The following is a 21,615-nucleotide window of genomic DNA, read 5'->3' as shown; positions in this document are numbered from 1 at the left end:
CAAGTTCCCAGCTTAGTCTTGGGCAAGAGGGATCCTTCCTGTTTTAATTACTTGCCTTCGAATGCTGGGTTGCGGAGCAAGTCTGTAAAGGTCGCCATTTCGCCCTACGTAATGTTTTTGTATACCGCATTCCCGAGCAATATTAGCGTGCGCTTGTAAGTGCTCGTGCTCTCCGTGAACGGGTATCGCTATTTCAGGCTTCACCCAATGATACATTAACTTTATTTCTTCAGCACAAGGGTGACCACTTGCATGAATTGGCAAGGTACTGTTTTCACTGTGAATCACCTCAACGCCCTTGGTTTCAAGAAGCGCAGTAAGACGGCCCACTGTTTCCTCATTCCCCGGGATGACAATAGATGAGAATATCACCGTATCGCCCTTTTCCAACTGTAAATGAGGGTGATTGTCCTTGGCTAATCTTGCCAATGCGGCATTTTTTTCGCCCTGGCTACCCGTCGCCACGCCAAGCACTTCATTGGCGGGTAAATAGCCCAGATGTTGAGGGTCGGCAATAGAAAGATCGTCCGGCCAAATACCCTGAAGCTTTGCTATTGCGTACATGTTCAATAATGAGCGGCCATATAGACCGAGGTACCGGTTTGTTTTTTGTGCAACGCGGGCTAGAGAAATAAGCCTTGCGACATTACTTGCAAAGCAGCCTACGATTACCCTTCCTTTTTTCGCTGATATAGTACTTAACAGACCATCATAGCAACTACGTTCAGAAACAGAGAAGCCAGGCTTAGGTGCGTTAGTAGAATCGCCGACTAGTGCTAAGATGCGTTCTTTACCAAGTTGCTTATAGAGCGTTGCATCAAAAGGTTCCCCGGTAATGGGATTGGCATCAATTTTCCAATCAGCAGTGTGCAATACCGTACCCGCCGTCGTGTTGATCTTAAGTGCAAATGGCTCTGGTAACGAGTGGGTAATGGCTAGCCATGTAACGGAAAACGGTCCTATATTAACCATTTCGTTGGCGCTCACCTCAACGATTGGTATCTTGTTGGCGAGTTTACTGCGCGCAAGCTTTCGTCGTAGCACTTCAGCGGTAAAAGCTGTGGTGTAAATAGGTTTTTGAAATCGCTGCCACAAATAGGGGATTGCCCCCACGTGGTCTTCATGGGCATGGGTAATAACAATGCCAACAAGTGAGTCTTTCTGATTGGCAATGAAACTCGGATCGGGTGCTACTACTCTATGCGTGACCTGACTGGACGTTGTACTTTGATGGCTTGAGGTCACATTATCATTTGTGCGTTTAGGTGTTAGCGGTTCGTCAAATGACACGCCACAATCCACCATCAACCAACTGTCGTTATGTCCGTATAAATTGAGATTCATACCAATCTCACCTGTTCCACCAAGTGGAACAAACCACAAATCATCAGCGCTGGGGGACAACAAGCCTTAATTACTCCATTTTCACAAGATCATTAAACGTGCGACATCGTAGTGACTTATTCGGCATGCAGTTGAGCATTAAGTTGATCAATAATCTCGGCCCAATCAGCATCTTCGTCAATGGCTTGCTTAAGGAATGCGGCTTGGGTTTGAGTCCAAAAAGACTATTCATCGATGGTGGCTCAGTAAACACTAGTCAGCTCCGTTTTGAACGGGTTCTCAATGTCTACAGTTTAGTTTAAACGATAACGTAGACCTTGTTTTAAACGCCGTCCACGTCATCCGGATCACCTTACAAATATTCTGCGAATTCTTCGGGGGTTATCACCTCACCTTCTTCAGCAGGAACTGGGCAGACGATAACCATAAGCTCGTCTTGAGTCATACCGGGAACCCACTTAGTAAGAAATTCCTCACTTGAAAGCTCCAAGGCCTCGCAATGTTCCCAATCATCCGTCGCCCACAGTAGAGCCAGTTCAGCATCTGGCCATACCGGCACACCATCTTCTTCGTCTGTTGTAAGCATGACGCAGCCATGCTCGTCTTTAAGGATAAATAACTTTTGTTCTTTTTTGATAGTCGCCAAGCTCGCTTCCAAACGCTGAAACGCATTCTTTTCAAGCAACGGGTGTAAATCAGACATAGAATTCCTATTAATGATGTTGGGTAACGCTTTCAATGATTTCAGGCAATCCAACTCGCCTTACTTGTTTCATGGTATGTACATAGACACTAAATGAAATGCTGTCTAGTGTTTGCAGTAAAGTAACTTTCGCATTTTTTGGAAATTGAGACTCTACCCCCACCGGCAGCACAGCTACACCGCCCTCACTCGTCAAGTTATTGATAGCCAAGTTTAAAGAGTTAGTGCGCAACTTAGCATCTCTTAACTGGGGATAGGCCGTTAAGAGCCAATCACGCGCTTTGGTCCCCCAATCTATAGCGACAAAATCTTGCGCTTCCACTTCACTCGATACTTCGCCTACTCGATAAAGCGCTAGTGTTTTTTCTAGCATGACCTCGCTGTTAACTTCTTCGGATTTTAACGGCTCAGTAGAAAACGCAATATCAGTTACACGCTCGTGCAATTGTCTAGACAAGGAGTCTAACGTGAGTACTTCAGCTTTGACTGACCAATCTGGAAAGCTACTGTGAAGGTGGCTTAGCATTTTAGGAAGAAGCAACTCACTAGCTAATTGTGTAGCACCACACACCACATATTCAGACGACTGAATTTGAAGCTCTTGTTTTGCCTCATTTAATGTCGAACAAAGTTGTTTTGCATAAGGGAGTAACTTCTCACCCGACTGCGTCAGTTGAATACTGTTTCGCTGCCGAATAAATAGCGTAGTATGAAAGTACTCTTCAAGAAGTTTAATTCTTGCACTTACCGCAGATTGAGTAAGATATAAATTTTCAGCGGCTTTGCCAAAATGACGAGTTTTAGCCACCTCTATAAAGGTGGTGAGAAAGCGTATATCCATGCTTGTATAACAACCGAATCAAGGTACTTTTAAAGTGACACAGATGATACGGCAAGTAAACACAAAAGCACAGAAGCGCACCGTCATAAACGGTACGCTTAATCAAAATTTCACCAAGTCGGCTAATTAGTACTCTTCTTGGTGCAGACGACGCTGCTTATCACGGCGTTGCAAATCTCTTTTCTGCTTTGCCTTCACACTGCTTTGACGCTTTGCATTAGGCTTTCTAGCGTGGAGGTCGTCCTCTTCTACCGAGTCCCATTCATCACGCTGGTAACGATAGTCTTTGCTCATTGATTTCTCTAATTGGTAAGGGTTGTAAACACCTCTCAATTATTGACCTAACGAAGAAAATAGAAAACGAATTTTAATCATCGTAGCGATAAGAAATTTTAATTGTGGTGTTCAAGCAAAAATTCAGACCGCTTATCAAGCAAGCGAAATGCCTACACATCGGGCAACTCAACGCGATTAACTACACAATATTGATAGAAATTAAACAGTTAAAAATTTTTTATTGATAAGAGAAAAAACTTTTGTTTTATCTTCGTTAGGATTTCACTTAAAAGTGCGCTGAACATTCAATCACGTTGGGTACATCATGAAAAGTTTAGCTATTCGACTCTCAGTAAAACCATTTATCGATCGACTTAAGTTCCCTTATGGCTTTCGAAAGTCTGGTGACTTTAGTATTACAGAAGCAGACTTGCTAACGAAATATGGAAAAACTTTATTGGGCCTTGAAAGTGGAGAACTCAGTCCTGAAAGCGACGACGAAAGTCATTTCGTCGATTTTGTAAACGGTAAAGTTCCCGCTGAGAATAGTATAGAAAAAGCATGGGCGAAGTATGTGCGCCTTGCAAGAGGCAAAAAACATTTTTACACGCTTCACAGTAGCGCAAGTAATCAGTCTGACTTTGACGAAGATTACACAGATGAAGAGTTTGATGTGGCTTGATTAATAAAAAGCAAGCGTTGGACGGCCCGTTTTAAACAACGGAAAACCATGCGTTGCAACGACAACAATTCAAAAAAACGCCCACAGTTTTGTGGGCGTTTTTGTTTGTGGGATTATGATCTATATCACAAACTAACACGAACAAAATGGTGAAAACTTAAGGAAAGTCTACACTTAGAGTGTGTTTGCTTATCACTTATATTCAGCGCGACTGTGTTTGCCTGAGTGAAGTATAAGTGGCTGTCTTGTCATAGAGCATCACTCTCTTGTATGAAAAGTCACGTAAAGGAGACTGCCAGCATGATCACCAGCTCAAAACAACTCACCCATTACGCTATCCATGCCACTGATGACAAAATTGGCGGAGTACGCGACATACTTTTCGATGATGAAACATACACCGTAAGATATCTAGTCGCAGATACAAACACTTGGCTTCCCCTTAGCCGAAAAGTTGTTATCTCACCAATATCAGTTGTCAATCTCGATACAGAAAACAATAGTGTGTATATCGATATGACAGTAGAAACGCTAAAGAACAGTCCCTCTATCGACGAGCATAAGCCCGTTTCAAGAGAGTATGAAGAAAACCTCTTTAAGTATTTTGGTTACGGCTATTATTGGATTGGCCCAGGCGCATGGGGAGAGTTTGCTCATCCAAATGAACTGGTTGAATTGCAACACGCTGAAGAACAACAGCAACAGAGCGAAAAACAAGAGAATCACTTAAGAGCATGTGGCGAAGTTGTTGGTTATGAGGTGGCTACCAAAAGCGACAATGTAGGTCACATAAGCAATTTCATTATTGACAACGCTAGTTGGAAAATTGTCGCTATTGTAGTTGATACCAACAATTGGCTGCCCGGTGGTAAACACCTTGCACTACTACCGAAAGATATCAACGAAATTGACTGGGCTGCACATCATGTTTCTGTTTCACTTACCCATGACGAACTACTCGAAAGGCCGGAGATCGATCAAGATAGGTTGGCAGAGACGGGTTATATTGATGCACTGTGCAAAGAGATAAGCAATGTCTCTCAGTAAAAAGAGACAAGAATAAAGGAGAGTTGTTAATACTCTCCTTTTTATTCGCAGAAAAATTCATACATAAGTGCGATAAGACGCTTAACCCGCTCATCGGCTAAACGGTAGTAGATGGTTTGACCGTCTCTTCTGGTCGCCACCATTTTTGATTCGCGAAGCAATGCTAGGTGCTGGGAGATGACAGGTTGAGACACGCTAACCACGTCCAGTAACTCCGTGACCGACTTTTCTTCTTTAAGCAAAGAGCACAACACCATTAAACGTGTTTTGTTTGCGAATTGCTTAAGAAAAATCTCAGCTTCTGATGCATGCTCCATCATACTGTCTGAACCAATAACCCTATCCTCGGACATAATCACTCTCAATTTGTGTGAACTCGGCTCAACTTAGCCACTTATTATACTAAAGTATAAGACAATCTGCTAAGTTGCCAATATATACGACGAAAAACCATAGTTTATATTGTTTTGGAAATGTCTCAAATATACATTAGGATGAACTAATGTATATTTATGCTAACCATTAAGGAATCAACATGCTAATAGATTTGAAATCACGTATTGAGAACATTGAATACGACTTAAGAATGGTCACTGCACAACAAGCTTCGCAAGAAATACAACAAAACAAAGGACTATTGATAGATGTGAGGGAACCCGGCGAAGTCAGCAGCCAGCCAGTTTCAGCTGCCATCAATATTCCTCGAGGCGTGCTTGAAATGAAAATGCTAGAACAAGTAAAAGAAGCGTCAACACCAATATATCTTCATTGTGCATCGGGTATGCGCGCTAAGCTGGCAGCAGAGCAACTAATTAATATTGGTTATGAGAATGTGAGTGTTGTGACATGCCCTATCACAGACATCAACCAAGCTGACATTTGATTTAAGGCTGTGCTATAAGACCCATTAATGTAGTGCGATAATAGCAAATTGAAAAAAGGTCACTCATGCTTAAGTCAACGTTAGAGCAATGGCGCATGTTCAAAGCAGTGGTTGATGCCGGAGGGTTTAACCAAGCTGCAGCAGAAGTACACAAGAGCCAGTCTAGTGTGCACCATGCCGTACAAAAACTAGAAAACGCCATAGGTGTTGTGCTGTTTGAAAATGAAGGAAGAAAGGTCAAACTGTCCCCTCAGGGCGAACTCATGTATCGCCGCGCCTCGTTTTTACTGAATGAAGCGCAAAAACTTGAAGCAGTTGCCAGTAGTCTGCAATCGGGTACTGAAACAACATTGCGTATTGCGGTTGACATTATCTTCCCTTCTGAGCTCTTGTATAACGTGCTAGCGAAGGTATCAGCTGAATTTCCTTTGCTCAGAATTGAGATTGAAGAAACTGTGTTAAGTGGCGCAAATGCACTGCTTAATGATGGCAAAGTTGACTTAGGGATCTCACCATTTGTTTTTCCCACAGGATTTAGCGAAGACTTGTGTGAAATAGAATTTGTTGCTGTCGCGCATGTCGACCACCCACTGCACCAGCTCAATAGAACACTGACTTTGGAAGATTTAAAAGCACACAGACAAATTGTAGTTCGAGATTCGTCTGCTGAACGCAAAGCTGATGTGGGCTGGTTGGGTGCCGAGCAACGCTGGACTGTAGGCCATGTTCGAACGTCTCTTGATATCATTGCACAAGGCTTAGGATTTGCTTGGCTCCCTATCGCTATTATTCAAGAAGAGTTGGACAACGGAACCTTGCTACCCCTCCCCCTAGACAATAACGCGGCACTGCGCAAAGCGTTGCTGTACCTGTCATTTGAAGACGGTGACTCGCTAGGCCCCGCAGCAAGGGCATTTATGGGTGAACTTCGTTATCAGACCATGAATCTTCCATCTAGTGATTTCATTCACGACACATGAATATACCAGCTGGCGACCAATAACCACGATTTAGCGACTTCTAGGTTTATTACTGAATAGATGAACGTACGTATGTATGGCACGCTTGAGTCACTATGCGATGATAGCAGAGAGCTGCTCGCCGCCCAAAACGAAACCAAATAGCGATATTGATACACCAATAAGGGCCACCGCGCCGTCATCTGCGGCCATACCAATTGCCATTATAAATACCGCAAATGCAGGTATTAGCCCCATAAATGGAATGAGTTCCAGAGGAATCATTACTAAACCACAACCTACGCAGCATAAAGCAATTAGCGAGCGGAAAACGGTCTGACGCATAAAAAAGCACCGAGGAACTAGGAATCTATCTACTCTGACGGCATACGGTTTTACTTTTTCAACAATAACGCGCAATTGATCTGCCTCACACTCTAGCTCCATTACTTTTTGTGGTAACCATGGGTGACGCCGACCAAGTAAAATTTGCAAAGAGATGAGTAAGATTGTCACACCTGCGATTGACGGGACACCGGGGATGGCGCCAATAGGTGTACACGCGATAAAAGATGGCAGCGCAAGCATTGGACCGAATCCACGCTTTTCCATCACGTCCCAAAATTCGCCAAACTCAAAAACGTCTTGTTTGCGACGAGGCTGCATTTTTCCAAGCATCTCGTACAACGTCATTGATCTTACTGCTGTTTTCGCCCACATATTCAATTCCTTTGAGTATAGTCACACCTGTAAAATGGCACTAGATGAGACATTTAAGACACTACCGTCTCCCCTTTTCGAGTATTTATCTCATTGCATCCTTTGAACAGGTACTCATTAACATTTGAATTAATTGTGCGAAAAATATGCCATTTGCTTAATTTACTCTTTCGTACAACAGTAGGAATGGTAATTGCTAATTGCTAAAGGTAATACTGGCTAATAGTGCCTACAATAAAACTAGAGCCTAGCGCGTTTTGGCACCAAGCAATCGTAAAATCATGGCAAAAAAGTGGTTTATATTACCTTTCTTTCGCTAGGCAAGAGTGTCAAAAGCTAAATATAAAATACGTTAACCCACCGGATTGTGTTAGCGTATGATAAGAATAATTTGTTGATATTATTCCATAATTTTTATGTATGGAATAAAAAGAGAAGGACATCCAAGTGCTAACTATCTTACTCGTTGATGATGACGCTGAATTTACTGAAGTGGCATGTACGATAATTGAATTTCTTGGTCACGAAGTACTGACTGCTGCTACGCTCGAAGAGGCGCGCAGTTGGTTAGAAAAAGAAACCTTCGACCACATTCTGCTCGACTTTATGCTGCCCGACGGCAGCGGCGCACACTTGTTTAATGAACTTGACGCGTTGCCGAAGCGTCCACGCGTAACGCTAATCACCGGCCACCCTTCTGTTAAAGGTGTGATCAAAGGGTTGTGCGGCCCAAATATCGATTATCTCGTCAAACCCATTCAGCGCGAAGAAATAGAAGCAGTTCTAAGCCAAAAACCCAAAGCTCAAGTAAAACCAGAAGATAAAATAGAGAAGCATTTTGACCTTCTAATTGGTGAGTCGCCAGTTATGAAGGAACTGTACAAACTGATCTCTCGAGTGAGTAAAACCAGTGCAAACGTAATGCTATTAGGTGAAAGTGGTGTAGGTAAAGAAGTGGTTGCAGCCGCCATACATCGCGCTTCAGAAAGTGAGGGGCCTTATATTGCTACCAACTGCGGTGCATTTTCAAAGGAACTGATTGGAAGCGAGTTGTTCGGGCACGAGAAAGGCGCCTTTACTGGCGCAGTCGGTCGAAAGGAAGGCGTGTTTGAACAAGCAGAAGGCGGAACATTATTTCTCGATGAAATCACTGAAATGCCAATTGATATGCAGCCTAACTTGTTGCGAGTGTTAGAAAATAAGGTTGTCATTCGCGTGGGTGGAACAAAAACTATCCCAGTAAATTGTAGGGTTGTTTCAGCGACAAATCGAACAATGGAAGAAATTGCCCAAAGTAAGGTGCTGCGCGAAGATATTTACTTCAGACTTGCCGTATTTCCTATCACTATTCCACCATTACGAGAGCGCAAAGAAGATATCCCGTTGCTAGCTAAAACCTTTATCGAAGAGTTTAACAAAGACAATGGTGCCAATTTTAAATGGGAAGAGTCTCAATTAGATACGCTTCAAGCCTACGATTGGCCAGGCAATGTTCGAGAATTACGCCATTTTGTTCACCGTGCCGCCATCATGAGTGACCCGGAAAAGCAAAACATAGAACTGCCAAAAACCATAGAGTCACCTTTTGCACAAAAGCAAAGCACTACACCAGCACTGCAAGCAGGACGGACAATTGAAGACGTTGAAAAAGAGTTGATTTATGCGACGCTCGATAAAGTAAACGGCAACAAAACCATGGCAGCAGAAATGCTAGGGATCAGTACTAAAACGTTGTACAACCGTTTACACGCCTACGGCGACTTAAGCAAAGATGATTAGAGCATTAACCGTTGCCAAGGGGTAATCAGTATGACTAATGACGAGTTTTCTCAACTTAGTGTTTTCGTACACGATGCGCGTAAACCCTTAAATCGTATTTCTATGCAAGCAGAGCTTGTAAAAATGGCACTTAATGGCGAAGTGCCGCCAGAAAAAGCGCTAGCCGCGTTAGATAAAATTATAAGCAGTGCGAAAGACTGCAGTCACACTCTTGCTGAACTTACTTCAGCGATGAGTGTGAACATTTCGGAATAAATGGATGATCACCAAATTACTCTCATCCTTGTACAGTTGGATTATTATCGTTGTACTTGTGATTGTTGTGATGACCGCAAACTCGTTTTACGTGGTTAGTACGCTAAATGACTTGTCAGCACTTGAAGCTCGCTTATTTACTACCAACAGAGTGATAAATGCCGTTAACAGATTACACGTTGCCGTTCTGCGAGTGGAATCCGGCCAACGTGGCTATATGCTAACGGACAATGAAGACTATCTAACCGATTACACCGAAACATTGAGTGTGTTAACCGAACTTATTGATGAGGTTGAGGTTAGTGCCTTCTCATCCGATATTGAAGAACAACCTGCACGTATATCAGAACTTCTTGAGCTTACACGACTAAAAATCAATGAAATGATTGAAGCGGTTGAATTGACTAAGTCCGGTGCCAACACCCAAGCACTGGCGCTCGTTAATAGTGATAAAGGCTTTAAGCTCTACAAACGCTTTGAAGCCTTGTTTAGGCAAATCGATGACTCTGAACGAGACATGCAGGGTACGCATTTAGCAAATTTGATGAGTTTACGCAGAGACTCAGTCAATACACTGATAATTTCATCAGCAACCACGCTCTTGTTAATCATTACAGTGTTTCTCCTACTTAAAATCAATACTCGTGAGCACGAAAAGTATCAAGAGGACTTAGAAAATATCAACGAGCAGTTGGAGTCTCGCATTGAGGCGCGCACACAAGAGCTCAGCATGTATTCAGATGAATTGGCGCGCAGTAATAGAGAGCTTGAAGACTTCGCGTTTGTGGCCTCTCACGATTTACAAGAACCTTTGCGTAAAATTCGCGCATTCGGCAATCGGTTAGAGTCGGGATACGCCGATGTTATTGACGAAAGAGGTAAAGATTTTCTCGCTCGGATGCTAAACGCAGCAGAGCGAATGTCTATGCTCATTTCAGACTTACTGGCATTTTCGCGTGTGTCGACAAGAGGCAAAGACTTTGGCGACGTTGATTTAAATAAGGCACTTAGCAGCGTGCTAAGTGATTTGGAAATTGCCATTGATGAGAAGTCAGCAAAGGTCAATATGGACCATTTGCCAATCATTCGCGGCGACCGAACTCAGATAGAACAATTATTTTTGAATTTAATTTCCAACGCACTCAAATTTCAGCCCGAAGGCGTAGCGCCTGAGGTAAACGTGACGTGCTCAGTGCCTGATGAAGCAGAGCTGGCCGACATTGTCATGTCTGATGAGTTTGACTGGGTGAAGATTAAGGTCGCTGACAATGGCATTGGTTTTGACCAGTCGTTTGCTGAAAAAATATTCGCGCCATTTCAGCGCTTACACGGAAGAACTGAATATAAAGGGACGGGTATTGGTTTAGCGGTATGTCGACGCATAGTAGAAAGACATAACGGCCAAATTACCGCACAGAGCGTACAAGGAGAAGGAGCTACATTCACCATTCTAGTACCAAAAGACAGCGAGCCTTTTGGCTCTAATAATAACGGAGAAAAGCACAATGACGCGTAAACAGACCCAACCAATAAATATTCTTATGGCTGATGACGACGAGGACGATCGCCTACTAACAGTTGATGCACTAAAAGAAAGCCGCGTTTTAAATAACCTTTTTTGTGTTGAAGACGGTGTTGAGCTTTTAGAGTTTCTAAGACACGAAGGAAAATATACTGACCCTGCGGCAGCACCTCGCCCCTCTTTAATCTTACTTGATTTAAATATGCCAAGAAAAGATGGTCGCGAAGCGCTGCAAGAGTTAAAGAACGACCCTAAATTGCGCAGTATTCCAGTTGTTATTCTTACCACGTCGAAAGAAGAAGAAGACATGTTAAGAGGGTATGACTTGGGCTGTGCATCATATATCACTAAGCCAGTTAACTTCGAAGGCCTTGTAGAATTGATGCGAGCGCTAGGACGTTACTGGATAGAGTTTGTAGAGTTGCCACACGAGTAAAGAGGTTCTAGATGGCAGAGGTTATAAAAATACTGTTAGTTGAGGATGACGAAGATGATTACTTCTTAACCTCTGATTATCTAGCAAATTGTGAGTCGCCTAAGTTTGAGTTAACTTGGGTGACGAACAGCGCTGATGCGCTTGACGTGCTCAAGACTCACAGTTTCGATTTGTGCTTGTTAGACTACCTACTAGGTGTGGAAAATGCCATTGATGTACTTGGCGCGTTAAAATCTAATCAAATTAATTTGCCCGTTGTTATATTAACTGGCCAGTCAGATGCCGCCGTTGACGAAATGGTCATGCGTGCAGGGGCTGCTGACTATTTACAGAAGTCTGAAATTGAAACTCCGCGATTTATGCGCACTATTCGCTATGCTATGGTGCGTAGAGATATTGAAAACGAGCGTCTTGAACGCAATAAAATTGAGCAAAAGAACAAAGCGAAAGACAAGTTTTTGGCTCATCTAGGCCACGAGTTGCGCACTCCGCTCACGTCTATCCTTGGTTACACAGAATTGCTGATAGACGACGCAAAAAATCAAGGGATACAACAAGAACTCTCGATTATTCATTCCAACGGCAAACACCTACTCAGTTTGTTAAACGATCTGTTGGACATGTCGCGCATCATGGCGGATAAGTTGGAGCTGAACGTAAAAGATGTCAACTTAACGGCATTTCTTACTGACATTCATTCCCTGATGGGTCTTAGCGCCAAAGACAAAGGCGTTAGCCTTAACCTCATTGCAAATACCCGTGTCCCAGAATTTATAAGAACTGACCCTACCCGTCTGCGTCAAGTATTGCTAAACCTAATCTCTAATGCAGTTAAGTTTACTGATAAAGGGAGTATTACGCTGACTGTTTCGTTAGACGAAAGCGATGCACAATCAAACGCTAAGCTGCGTTTCTCGGTTGCAGATACGGGAATAGGCATGCCACCAGATAAGCTTAGAAATATCTTCCAGCCATTTGAGCAAATTGAAGATGTGATGAGAGCGAATCACGGTGGCGCGGGGCTTGGGTTAGCTATCTGTAAGGAGCTGGTCACTAAACTAGGTGGTGACATTGCCGTTAGCTCTAAGCTAGGAGAAGGCAGCACCTTTACGTTTGATATAAACCCAGGCGATATCTCATTACAACCGAAAGTCGAACTGATATTAGGGCAAATAGCACCTGTTGAATCAGGACATATCAATTTACAACTTAGCGGACGTGTACTCATTGTTGATGATTTGCGAGAAATACGCCGACTTACAGGGCACCTGGTTAGTCAGTCTCAAGCAGATATTAGTTTCGCTGAAAATGGTGTTAAAGCGCTAGAAGCTGTACTTCAAGCCGATGAAAGTGACACGCCATTTGACTTGGTTCTGATGGATATACACATGCCGGTAATGAATGGCATTGAAGCATTGCATGCGCTACGACGCCACGGTCAAAAGCTACCAGTGGTTGCAGTAACAGCGGCTAGTCGTAAAGGACTTAGAGACTCACTAATAGAAGAAGGCTTTAATGATGTTATCGGTAAACCTATCGATAAGCTCGCGTTAGCTAAGCTTTTAGGTAAGTACCTGTCAGGTAGCCATCCAGATACCTTTTCTAATGTAGAGAAGCATGTCAGTAACATGCCAATGAAAAAACCTTATGCGCCTGAAGATGTTCGCTTCACTGAGCGCTCTAAAGCGCCAATTAAATCATCGCCATCAAAGCAAGAAGAAGTAAGCGATAAAGGGAAAAGTGTTCTTGTTATTGAAGACGACGAAGATGCAGCTGAGTTACTCCAACTCTTCCTAACTCACTTGGGAAATCAAGTTCACGTAGAATACTGCGGGGCTGATGCGCTGCAATTAATCGACGATAAGCAGTTTGACCATGTATTGATGGACCTGACACTTCCAGATTATGACGGCTATGAATTAGCTGGGTTAATTAAAAAAGCAGTACCAGAGGCGACAATCACCATTGTCAGCGGTCATGAAGCTAATGAGGACCGTATGAAATCAATAGGCATTGACAGTGCACTGTTAAAACCAGTGACAAAAGATGACCTCGCTTCAGTATTGAAGTAAAAAGATGCTAATGGAGATAAAAGTAGAACATTAGAGCCCGTTTTTATTCATGCTTGGCGGGCCGTTATAGAGTGAGAAAATATTACAGAGATATGAAACGAAACTGTGTGACTGTTTCAAAGCGACGCTCTCCCCGCCCCGAATAAAAAAATATAACCCATACAATTCAAAAGCTTAAAGACTTGCAAAGCTTGGTACAAGCGTTGCAGCACCTACTGTGAACCCATAAAATTTAAGGAGAATATTATGGCTACGCAAACATCTACTCGCTCTCATGCAGGTAAATCAAACGGTGCAGCGCAGACAAATGGCATTAAAGAGCCTGCACATCCGGTGACAGATAGTCTACAAGCGACACTACATGCGTCGGTAGATAAATTAGCTGACAGCGCAGGTATCGCTGAAGAGAATATTCGCAAGACCGCAGCGTCTTCTGCTGAAAATATGTCTGCGCGAAAACGCCTTGCAGAGAAAAAATGGCATGCGTCTAAGGTCCGTGCATATGCGATTGAAAACCCAGTAGCAACTGCGGGTATTGCATTTGCCGCAGGCATGCTAGTAACGTCTCTACTACGCAAAAAATAGTCATGGGCACTGCACCTGACTTCCGCCGGGCTCAATTTATATTGAGTCCGGCAAATCCATACCAGTTAACTGCTCCGAGAGCGAGCACGCTCTTTTTCGCTGAAGATGAGGAGACGGAAACTGATGAAAGAATTAAACAGCCCTACCCTGACCCTACGTTTAACGATGTTTTCGAATCATTGCAAAACGCCCTGAATCAGAAAAAGTCTCAATACTTTGCTTTTTGTGAACTTGTCAACAGCGAACTCGTACTCGTTAAAAAGTCGTTTTTTGTCACTGTTTTTGCCGCACTTTCTGCATTTGCTGTAGGAACCGTTTGTTGGCTCATATTCAACATTGCACTGGCTGCTATTTTTCACGAACTCGGCATTCACTTTATTGCCAGTTCTCTTATTTTGCTGCTGCTTAATGCGGTCACCGCCTGGGGCCTATTTCGCTTAGCAAAGAACGCCTACGGTTACCTGAGCTTTTCTCGTGTTATAAAGCTTTTAGAGCGAGTAGTAGGCACTAAGTAATGTTTTGGTGCTGCGAGCACAAAAGGCCGAATAAACTGCTTAACTATAGAAAGGAGTGAAAAATGAATGTTTTTATCAAGTCAAATATTCGCGAAATTGCCGAAAAGGAACATACTTACTTTGTACAAAAACACAATGCCGAGGTTGCACTTACCCAAGCGAAGAGGCAATGTAAACTGTTAATGGGTAAACCCGAAACGATCATAGGTATCGCGGGTGTTGGCGCATACAAAGGCGCCAGCGATGCAAAACCTAAAGCAAGACGAAATCAAGCACTTATGGCGATCAGCCGCACGGCGCTACTATCGCTATTTCAATAAAATCAGCACGAAGTACAAGGAATTTGTCTGATGAGTAATATTACTAGAAAACGTAATTTCACCAAGCGAGCCTGCGCACTTTGCGCGAGCGTTTTTGTATTGGGAGGACTCGCAGCATGCTCATCAACGCCAGTTGCAGCTCCTACCCCTTATAAAGCTTCGACAACTAAGGGCGGCTATGGCTATTCAAGTGAGAAGATTTCAGGCAATACCTATCAAGTGCGATTTAAAGCAACAGACAAAACCCCGGCAGACTTGGTTCAGCAATACGCCTTACATCGCGCGGCAGAAATAGCACAGCAAGAAGGGTTTACATTCCTTGCAGTACAAAAAACTAACGTTGACAAAAAACCAGTTCTCGCAAGAGAAATTGTGGCTACTAATGATAAACCTGTAGTCTTACCAAATGACAAACAATGCACTATGTCTGGCTGTGACAACGTCGCCCAGCCCATGGCTGGCGCAACGTCCAACGACGTAGTGAAGACACAGATAAATAACATCTACTATACAATTACTATAGAAATGGCAAATAGTCCCAATGAGCTTCACAAAAACGCATTAAGTGTATCTGAGCTACTTGCAAAGCCTCTCAAACCGAAAAACTAGCACCGTTAAATTAAGCCAATTTCTTATGTTGTAAAGCGCGTTTCACTTGTGAAATCGCGCTTTTTTATCACTTATTAACAGGTTCTAGCTAAAAGTGGGTTCATGCGCTGTTAATCTGCTTTTAATCTTGCATGAAAGCGCATGTCATCAACGCTGTATATCCTTAAAGCATGTCACTACGGTTCTTCCTTTCTTAAAGAGTTGGTAGTGAATTAGGTTTTACGTATTTGCAGACTTAAGGAGTCCAGCGATGAAAACACTATCAACACAATTTACGAAAATAGCTTTGGTAATGACAACAGTATGCGTGACAATGGGATGCAGTGCGGTGGCTAAGACGCAGCTAGCTGATTCCAACGTAAACAAAAATGCGACCTTACAAGCAAAGGCAATAGATAATGCGCTTCTCTATTCGGATGAGTGTATTACGGAAAGAGAAGTCGTTAATGCACAAAAAATGTGGGGCAACGGTATTGTTAGGATCGGTAGCGTATATTCAAACAACGGGGATTATGCCCTAGAGGCCGCTGATTTTATTCAAGACATGTACGGATACGATCTAAGCAGCGTGCTATTTAAACCTACTTTGGCAGCTAATGATCAGTTCCGCTCTAGTTTCGACGCAGCACTCTCTTACTTTGTTGGGGGTAACGATGCATATGCTGAAGACAAAGGTTTTGCAATTAAGCCCTATACCAATGTTAAGTTTGATAATGTGGGCATCATCAATAATAGCTGTCGTATGGCAGTAGCCATGGGCAATTATTTTTTTACTGACACCTCTGGCGGTGAGACTAAGGTAGAGTATACCTTTGCTTATGTGAAAGACAGCGATGGTGATTTGCGTATCGTTGCTCACCAATCGTCTCTACCCTACAACCCCGCTTCAAATTAATCTGAGCATGATGCACTGCAACCGCTGGAACATCGTGAAATAGCGGTGTTCCAGCAGTAACAAAAAACAGCGCTAATTACTGTCTAAATGTAGTGTATTCGCCCGTTCAATCCACTCAAGATCTTTGGTCTGTTCGTCGAGCGTGCCCTTAGCATCTTCTAAGAAGATTTGGCAAAAGTAATCTACTGCTTTTAACCGATCTCTATAGCCCTTTAACTGTACTTCCATTTCTTGCATGGCATTGGAAAATTCACAGTTCGATTTTGCAAGTTCATAATCACATTTAAGATAAGCACAAAGCACATCAGCGGCTTTTGCAAGTACAACATGCTCATCGTCCTTGTCTTGCTCAATTAGCGGTGTGTATCTAGCCTGTAATGCTTCGGGTAACGTTTTTATTAACATTGCTTCAAAACGGCGCTCGAGCTTTTTTATTGCCGCTGTAGTTTCTGGATCATGATACTTGACGGGGCTTGGTATATCACTCATTCCTGCAATTTCGCTTCCCTCATGAAAAATCGCCATCGCCGCCACGCGATCAGGATTTATGTCTTCACCAAACACATCACACGCAATCGCGCCCAACATATGCGCAACGACAGATGCCTCGTAAATGTGGGTAGAAAGCATCTCGTCTTGGAATTGCGCCATTAACGGCCAACGCTTTACATTTTTCGCTCGTTGCATCAAACCAATAAAAGCTGAATGTGTATTTGCCATAGCGCGCTCCTTGTCGTGATTATTATTACCACGTTCACCTGTAAAACTACTACGTTAAGTGAGCTGTGTAAAAAGTGCAAAAAATACTGTAAAGCCGAATAGCTTTGGAGACAACAACACGTACTTAAAAAAATAAAAATTCAAGTTTTTACATATAAAACATATAGATAGCAAAGAGGCACAAAGTTAGCATTACCTATTGTGAATGTAACGGAAGCAATAAGAGGATTTAGCTATGTTAGGTTGGGCAATTACATTTTTTATTATCGCCATTATTGCAGCAGTTTTTGGCTTTGGAGGCATCGCAGGTGCAGCAACAGGTATCGCACAGTTTCTATTCTTTGTGTTTATCGCGCTGCTAGTAATTTCACTTATCGCAAATGCGCTACGTGGTCGATCGCCTAAGGTCTAGATAAGATTTATTTCAAGGAAAAGGAGAAAGGATATGTTTTCATTTAAAAATTTGTCAAAGGTACTAGTTGCTTCAGCTTTTGCTCTTTCACTCGCCGCATGTGGTGATGGTGAAGCAGAAGACGCAGGGGAAGAGCTAGACGAAATCGTTACTGATGCTGGTAACGCAGTAGAAGACGCTTGTGAAGATGTGAAAGAAGGCGTAGACGCTGAAGATAAAGATTGCTAGACAATCACCGATGAAAAAGCCAGACATTGTCTGGCTTTTTTGTTTCTGTCTGTAAAGCAAGCTTTCACTACACTTCCTGACCGCCTAATTCTCGTGCGAGATCATCTAAGGTGCTTAACGTAATATCAAACTGCCCGAGTATATAGCGATACTTAACACTCACGTGGTGATCGCTGCGACCAAATTTCACTTTTAACCCTTCAGCATCGATATGCTTTACAGTATTGAGAAATCGGTACGCTGACATTTCGCTTTCGAATTCAAACTCTACCGTATTTTCCATTTATGCCAGCACCTCTGGATGCGCATTCAGCACAGCACTTAATCGTTGTATAAACGGTTTATCTGATTCGGTTATCGTCGCCACCGTTAACCAATCGGCTAAAATGTCGGACGCCGTTGAAGACACACCTTGTTCAAGTTTTGCTGTCATCATCTGAAGCTGTACACTCGAACGTATAGAGGCATCTTGTTCAGGGCTAGGCATATCTGTACTCACTTCTAACGCAACAGTAAGCCACTGCCTGTCATGCAAAGTGTTCGCTGTGTCATCCACTTGGGTAGAGTGTTCTAATAGGGAAGTCCATCGCTTACCTAACGTGGCTTTAAGTGACGCTTCATCTTCACTTAAATCAGTCACTTTCGATTGTACCAGTGAGACAAGTGCATTCACTTTTTGCTTGAGCATTTGCTCTTGCTTATTTAGCTCTGCTTCGTCGCGATTAGTCTCAAGGCGCGCGATCTTCTTTTCTAGCTTACTACGCAGCGCTTTAGGCAGCGACTGCGCACTTTCTGACAACGCATGAATTCTCTCGTCAAAGTCATGGGCGTGGATGTCAATTACAGCAATGGCTGCATCCAATTCGCTGACTTGTTTATCAAACGCACTGCTTTGTGATTGTCGCTGTGCTTTCAACTTTTCAAAAACCGCATCATTAACCGCTTTAAACTCAGCCCAGAGCCTACTCTCTTCGCGTTTACCCGCATGACCTACTTGCTTCCACTGAGCCTGAAGTTGTTGCGCTTCAGTCGCTGCATTAGCCATGTCTTCATTGTCCAACAACATCTTTACACTTGAAATTAGCGTGCGCTTTTGCTGTTGATTATCGCGCTGCCACGCGTTGATCTTGTCAACCAACACTGAGGAAACTGCTTTCCATTCGTGTTTTAGGTTTTCATACACAGTACGCTCAACTTGTCCTGCCGAATGCCACTGCTTTGATAATTTGTCATACGCTTTGGCAAGCTCCGCTGCTGGCATTTCAACGTCAAGCGCTTGTGCCGCTTCAATTATACGTTGGCGTGTTTCTAGTGCTTCACTGCGCTTCGCATCAAGCTCTGCATAGTATGCACGACACGGTTCAAATGCTTGCTCTAGCGCAATATCAAACGCTTGCTGAAGCGTATCATCTTCACTGTTTTCGCTCTGAATGCTGGTAAGCGACAACCATTGCTGGCGAAGATACTTAATTGCATCACTGCGGGCTTTGATGTTCTCGGCAGGTGACTCAGCCAGTGCTTTCGCTTCTTCAACCAAAGCGGGCTTTCTAGGTGCTGCTAGGTAATCTTGCCAACCAGCTAAACGAGAGACATCTTCACAGGTTTTTTGATAACGCTTCTCCAATGACACCTTTGCACTTTCTGACAACGCTTCAAAACTCACTTTTAACTTGTTGAACTTTGCCATAGCAACGCGAAACTTGCCTTGCGCTATCAAGTTATCGATAAGTGTTAGCTGCTTTTTAATGGCATTGATCGACGATGCCTGTTTTGCTTTAAACGCTTTCGCCTTGGCGTTTACCCGTTTATTCGCTGTATTAAAACGCTGTGCAAACGTGTTTGGCAGTTGTATAAGCGTACTTTTTACTTCGTTATAGCCTTGTTTGGCTTCATTAAACTCACTCAAGATTGTCGATTCAACGTCACCGTCTTGTGCATCTATCTTCGAAGCAAGTTCCTCTAAACTTTGCAAGCGGACTAGCAATTTTTGTCCATATTGCTGTTGCATTGAAAAGCTATCGAGCTTTTCATTGAGCACAGCAACAACATCACTGTATGCACGAAGGCGATTATCGCTAATACCGCCCTCCATTAGGTGTCCCAATTGCTCAATGGTTGCCTCAAGTCCACGAACGCTCTCGTTTACGGTCGCCACATCAGCTAACGTCGCATCACATAAACGCTCTTGGAAAAGCCAATTCACTTGCTGCGTGGCGTAGTCAAGTTGTTGGTCACATAACGCTTTTGTATTGGCTATCTCTAACGCTTTTTGCTGTTCTTCCCATGCTGGACGTATTCGCGCTAGATAGCGCTCGACTTGCTCTGCAATGCGTGCCTGCTTTTCTTCAAATAACGCTTTGTCTTGGGTATCAAGCACATCACATTGAAACATGAGGCCTTTGAGCTCACTCTCCAAATGTGCCTGTTGTTCAATAACAAATTGCACATCAGGTTTATCCAGTAACGCCTGATATTTGGACAAGCATAATGTGAGCTGCTTTTTTAGCTCTACAGGTTTTTGATCAGCCAATCTGATAGCGTCTATACGTGCATCTATGTGCGCTCGTATGGATTCGTCGTGAACTTTCTTGGTTAGTTTTTGAAGCACATTTACATCAGATTCTTCGTTAACGATATGTTGGCGAAGTGCTTCGCTGCTCGTGTTTGAAAACACGAACTGCGTGAACGAAGGCTTACTGATTTTAGTCATCAGTTGTTTAGACAATTCATCATCATCTAACAAACTGGGATCGCGCTGTACAATCTGAATAATAAGTTCGCTATTGGCTGACTCTGTAAGGAAACTGGCCTTTTCATCAGCTCGAAGGGCGATGTCACTTTGCCCCAAAATAGCGTCGTTCACTTTTTGCTCACAAACTCGCTTTACCTTTGGTGCTCTAGCGATTTGCGACATTTTCAGCCAAAGTGCAAACACATTTAGCTTGTTAAGCGCTGCTAAACTTACGTCGGCATTATCATCGTTAAATGCCAACTCATGAAGAATTGTTTTCTCTGTTGCCTTTTCTGGTGAAAGGCTTTCGATGGCCTGAATCCTTTTCTCAGGCTTTGAGCTTGCATGTGCAGGCGCAAATAGTCGACTAAATATCATCCTGTTTAAACCGCGCTATAGTATTTTTATCATCTTGAGGTTCATTTAAAGAGCGCTTAAAGTCCGACTTACTTTTATGGACAATTTCACCACTCTCACCTACGGTCATATGCTCAGAAGACTTCTCAACTTTTGACTGGTAAAGCATGACAGCTTGCATGCTGCTTGCCTTTTGCTCTTCACTTAGTGGCGTGCCATCAGGCCACTTTCCAGTTTCAACGGCACTGCGCAAACGCTCGAAAATCTCAGGCGTCATGCTGGCTAATAATGCATCTATATTCATTTAGGAAAAACGCTTAATGTAAACAATACGTGCGCGGTTAACGAGGTACCATACAAAGCCCACTACCGCACCTAAAATTGCTAGGTTGTGTTGCAGATCACCAGGGCGGGTTCCACCCCAATACATAAAACCGAAACTCGCTACAAAAATTAACATTGCAAGTAGCGACTGGTTTTGAATGCTTTGTAACTTCTGAAATCGCTGTAAGCTTTGTTTGCGCTCTATATCTTCAGACGTTGCATCACCAATCTTAAAACCACACTGAGGACATGTTTTCGCCTTATCAGACGTTTTCTTATTACATGAAGGACAGTCAACTAATGCCATATGTTGCTCCTGTTTGTTAGGTGCGAGAGATAAACGCGTTGTGCCTAGCACTCTTCGTTTTTACGCGGACGGGTATCATACTTAACTTAATGG

The 21,615-nt window shown here is 43.2% G+C and carries 27 protein-coding genes and 1 pseudogene; 16 read left to right on the top strand and 12 right to left on the bottom strand.

Annotated features, from left to right (window positions below; genetic code table 11):
• Nucleotides 1-12: 12 nt before the first annotated feature.
• The 5 genes and pseudogenes from LHL20_RS06250 to LHL20_RS06230 form a co-directional block, all read right to left on the bottom strand.
• Nucleotides 13-1,407: a ribonuclease J gene (locus LHL20_RS06250; protein WP_226432672.1), complete on the bottom strand. Its 1,395-nt coding sequence runs from the start codon at nt 1,405-1,407 to the stop codon at nt 13-15.
• Nucleotides 1,408-1,460: 53 nt separating this feature from the next.
• Nucleotides 1,461-1,565: pseudogene (locus LHL20_RS06245) on the bottom strand (DUF2789 family protein); the annotation flags it as partial.
• A gap of 131 nt (nt 1,566-1,696) precedes the next feature.
• Nucleotides 1,697-2,047 carry a DUF2750 domain-containing protein gene (locus LHL20_RS06240; protein WP_226432671.1) on the bottom strand — a complete coding sequence of 117 codons (351 nt, stop codon included), beginning with the start codon at nt 2,045-2,047 and terminating at the stop codon, nt 1,697-1,699.
• A gap of 10 nt (nt 2,048-2,057) precedes the next feature.
• Entirely contained in the window at nt 2,058-2,888 is an 831-nt protein-coding gene (locus LHL20_RS06235; protein ID WP_226432670.1) for a LysR family transcriptional regulator, read from the bottom strand.
• A gap of 126 nt (nt 2,889-3,014) precedes the next feature.
• On the bottom strand, nt 3,015-3,182 hold the full coding sequence (locus tag LHL20_RS06230; RefSeq protein ID WP_226432669.1) for a hypothetical protein: 168 nt from the start codon (nt 3,180-3,182) through the stop codon (nt 3,015-3,017).
• A gap of 307 nt (nt 3,183-3,489) precedes the next feature.
• Here LHL20_RS06230 and maoP point away from each other — a divergent pair, with 307 nt between their 5' ends.
• Both maoP and LHL20_RS06220 read left to right on the top strand, forming a co-directional pair.
• Nucleotides 3,490-3,846, top strand: coding sequence for a DUF413 domain-containing protein (maoP, locus tag LHL20_RS06225; RefSeq protein ID WP_226432668.1), 357 nt, complete (start codon nt 3,490-3,492; stop codon nt 3,844-3,846).
• A 300-nt stretch (nt 3,847-4,146) separates the two neighbouring features.
• Nucleotides 4,147-4,893 (top strand): PRC-barrel domain-containing protein, encoded by a 747-nt coding sequence (locus tag LHL20_RS06220; RefSeq protein ID WP_202261773.1) that lies wholly within the window; start codon nt 4,147-4,149, stop codon nt 4,891-4,893.
• 41 nt (nt 4,894-4,934) lie between these two features.
• Here the strand turns inward: LHL20_RS06220 and LHL20_RS06215 are convergent, their stop codons facing one another.
• Entirely contained in the window at nt 4,935-5,246 is a 312-nt protein-coding gene (locus LHL20_RS06215; RefSeq protein WP_226432667.1) for an ArsR/SmtB family transcription factor, read from the bottom strand.
• 182 nt (nt 5,247-5,428) lie between these two features.
• On the opposite strand from LHL20_RS06215, the gene LHL20_RS06210 reads away from it, so the two are divergent.
• Entirely contained in the window at nt 5,429-5,776 is a 348-nt protein-coding gene (locus tag LHL20_RS06210; RefSeq protein WP_202261775.1) for a rhodanese-like domain-containing protein, read from the top strand.
• 65 nt (nt 5,777-5,841) lie between these two features.
• Nucleotides 5,842-6,756, top strand: coding sequence for a LysR family transcriptional regulator (locus LHL20_RS06205; RefSeq protein WP_159626002.1), 915 nt, complete (start codon nt 5,842-5,844; stop codon nt 6,754-6,756).
• A 93-nt stretch (nt 6,757-6,849) separates the two neighbouring features.
• Here the strand turns inward: LHL20_RS06205 and LHL20_RS06200 are convergent, their stop codons facing one another.
• On the bottom strand, nt 6,850-7,455 hold the full coding sequence (locus LHL20_RS06200; protein WP_226432666.1) for an exopolysaccharide biosynthesis protein: 606 nt from the start codon (nt 7,453-7,455) through the stop codon (nt 6,850-6,852).
• A 447-nt stretch (nt 7,456-7,902) separates the two neighbouring features.
• Between LHL20_RS06200 and LHL20_RS06195 the strand changes: the two genes are divergently transcribed.
• The 10 genes from LHL20_RS06195 (at nt 7,903) to LHL20_RS06150 (ending at nt 16,443) form a co-directional block, all read left to right on the top strand.
• Nucleotides 7,903-9,234, top strand: a complete 1,332-nt coding sequence (locus tag LHL20_RS06195; RefSeq protein WP_226432665.1) for a sigma-54-dependent transcriptional regulator — start codon at nt 7,903-7,905, stop codon at nt 9,232-9,234.
• A 30-nt stretch (nt 9,235-9,264) separates the two neighbouring features.
• Nucleotides 9,265-9,489: a hypothetical protein gene (locus LHL20_RS06190; RefSeq protein ID WP_226432664.1), complete on the top strand. Its 225-nt coding sequence runs from the start codon at nt 9,265-9,267 to the stop codon at nt 9,487-9,489.
• Nucleotides 9,490-9,493: 4 nt separating this feature from the next.
• Nucleotides 9,494-11,005, top strand: coding sequence for a sensor histidine kinase (locus tag LHL20_RS06185; RefSeq protein ID WP_226432663.1), 1,512 nt, complete (start codon nt 9,494-9,496; stop codon nt 11,003-11,005).
• Nucleotides 10,995-11,447, top strand: a complete 453-nt coding sequence (locus LHL20_RS06180; protein WP_226432662.1) for a response regulator — start codon at nt 10,995-10,997, stop codon at nt 11,445-11,447. The genes LHL20_RS06185 and LHL20_RS06180 overlap by 11 nt, the downstream gene beginning before the upstream one ends.
• A gap of 11 nt (nt 11,448-11,458) precedes the next feature.
• On the top strand, nt 11,459-13,519 hold the full coding sequence (locus LHL20_RS06175; protein ID WP_226432661.1) for a response regulator: 2,061 nt from the start codon (nt 11,459-11,461) through the stop codon (nt 13,517-13,519).
• 246 nt (nt 13,520-13,765) lie between these two features.
• Nucleotides 13,766-14,104, top strand: a complete 339-nt coding sequence (locus LHL20_RS06170; protein ID WP_159626010.1) for a DUF883 domain-containing protein — start codon at nt 13,766-13,768, stop codon at nt 14,102-14,104.
• A 2-nt stretch (nt 14,105-14,106) separates the two neighbouring features.
• Entirely contained in the window at nt 14,107-14,619 is a 513-nt protein-coding gene (locus tag LHL20_RS06165) for a hypothetical protein (RefSeq protein WP_226432660.1), read from the top strand.
• A gap of 62 nt (nt 14,620-14,681) precedes the next feature.
• Entirely contained in the window at nt 14,682-14,939 is a 258-nt protein-coding gene (locus tag LHL20_RS06160) for a hypothetical protein (protein WP_202261783.1), read from the top strand.
• Between the two features lie 30 nt (nt 14,940-14,969).
• Nucleotides 14,970-15,548 (top strand): CC0125/CC1285 family lipoprotein, encoded by a 579-nt coding sequence (locus LHL20_RS06155; protein WP_226432659.1) that lies wholly within the window; start codon nt 14,970-14,972, stop codon nt 15,546-15,548.
• Between the two features lie 250 nt (nt 15,549-15,798).
• Entirely contained in the window at nt 15,799-16,443 is a 645-nt protein-coding gene (locus LHL20_RS06150) for a phosphoribosyl-AMP cyclohydrolase (RefSeq protein ID WP_226432658.1), read from the top strand.
• 72 nt (nt 16,444-16,515) lie between these two features.
• Here the strand turns inward: LHL20_RS06150 and yfbR are convergent, their stop codons facing one another.
• Nucleotides 16,516-17,163: a 5'-deoxynucleotidase gene (gene yfbR, locus LHL20_RS06145; protein WP_159626018.1), complete on the bottom strand. Its 648-nt coding sequence runs from the start codon at nt 17,161-17,163 to the stop codon at nt 16,516-16,518.
• 235 nt (nt 17,164-17,398) lie between these two features.
• Here yfbR and LHL20_RS06140 point away from each other — a divergent pair, with 235 nt between their 5' ends.
• Complete coding sequence (locus LHL20_RS06140; RefSeq protein WP_159626020.1) at nt 17,399-17,575, top strand: DUF1328 domain-containing protein; 177 nt, start codon at nt 17,399-17,401, stop codon at nt 17,573-17,575.
• 33 nt (nt 17,576-17,608) lie between these two features.
• The gene (locus LHL20_RS06135; protein ID WP_014949833.1) at nt 17,609-17,803 is read left to right on the top strand and encodes a hypothetical protein; all 195 of its coding nucleotides are present in this window, start codon (nt 17,609-17,611) and stop codon (nt 17,801-17,803) included.
• Between the two features lie 67 nt (nt 17,804-17,870).
• On the opposite strand, the gene LHL20_RS06130 is transcribed toward LHL20_RS06135, so the two are convergent.
• Genes LHL20_RS06130 through LHL20_RS06115 form a run of 4 tightly spaced genes read right to left on the bottom strand, consistent with a single transcriptional unit; the run spans nt 17,871 to nt 21,522 of the window.
• Nucleotides 17,871-18,086 (bottom strand): hypothetical protein, encoded by a 216-nt coding sequence (locus tag LHL20_RS06130; protein ID WP_202261786.1) that lies wholly within the window; start codon nt 18,084-18,086, stop codon nt 17,871-17,873.
• Nucleotides 18,087-20,912 carry a DUF349 domain-containing protein gene (locus tag LHL20_RS06125; RefSeq protein WP_226432657.1) on the bottom strand — a complete coding sequence of 942 codons (2,826 nt, stop codon included), beginning with the start codon at nt 20,910-20,912 and terminating at the stop codon, nt 18,087-18,089.
• Nucleotides 20,902-21,195 (bottom strand): YeaC family protein, encoded by a 294-nt coding sequence (locus LHL20_RS06120; protein WP_159626026.1) that lies wholly within the window; start codon nt 21,193-21,195, stop codon nt 20,902-20,904. The genes LHL20_RS06125 and LHL20_RS06120 overlap by 11 nt, the downstream gene beginning before the upstream one ends.
• The gene (locus tag LHL20_RS06115; protein ID WP_159626028.1) at nt 21,196-21,522 is read right to left on the bottom strand and encodes a zinc-ribbon domain-containing protein; all 327 of its coding nucleotides are present in this window, start codon (nt 21,520-21,522) and stop codon (nt 21,196-21,198) included. It abuts the gene before it with no gap.
• Nucleotides 21,523-21,615 lie beyond the last annotated feature (93 nt).

It is taken from the genome of Alteromonas sp. McT4-15, assembly GCF_020515205.1.
Lineage (GTDB): Bacteria > Pseudomonadota > Gammaproteobacteria > Enterobacterales > Alteromonadaceae > Alteromonas.
The sequence above is the reverse complement of the archived record's forward strand: the minus strand, read 5'-3'. Positions and strand labels throughout refer to the sequence as shown.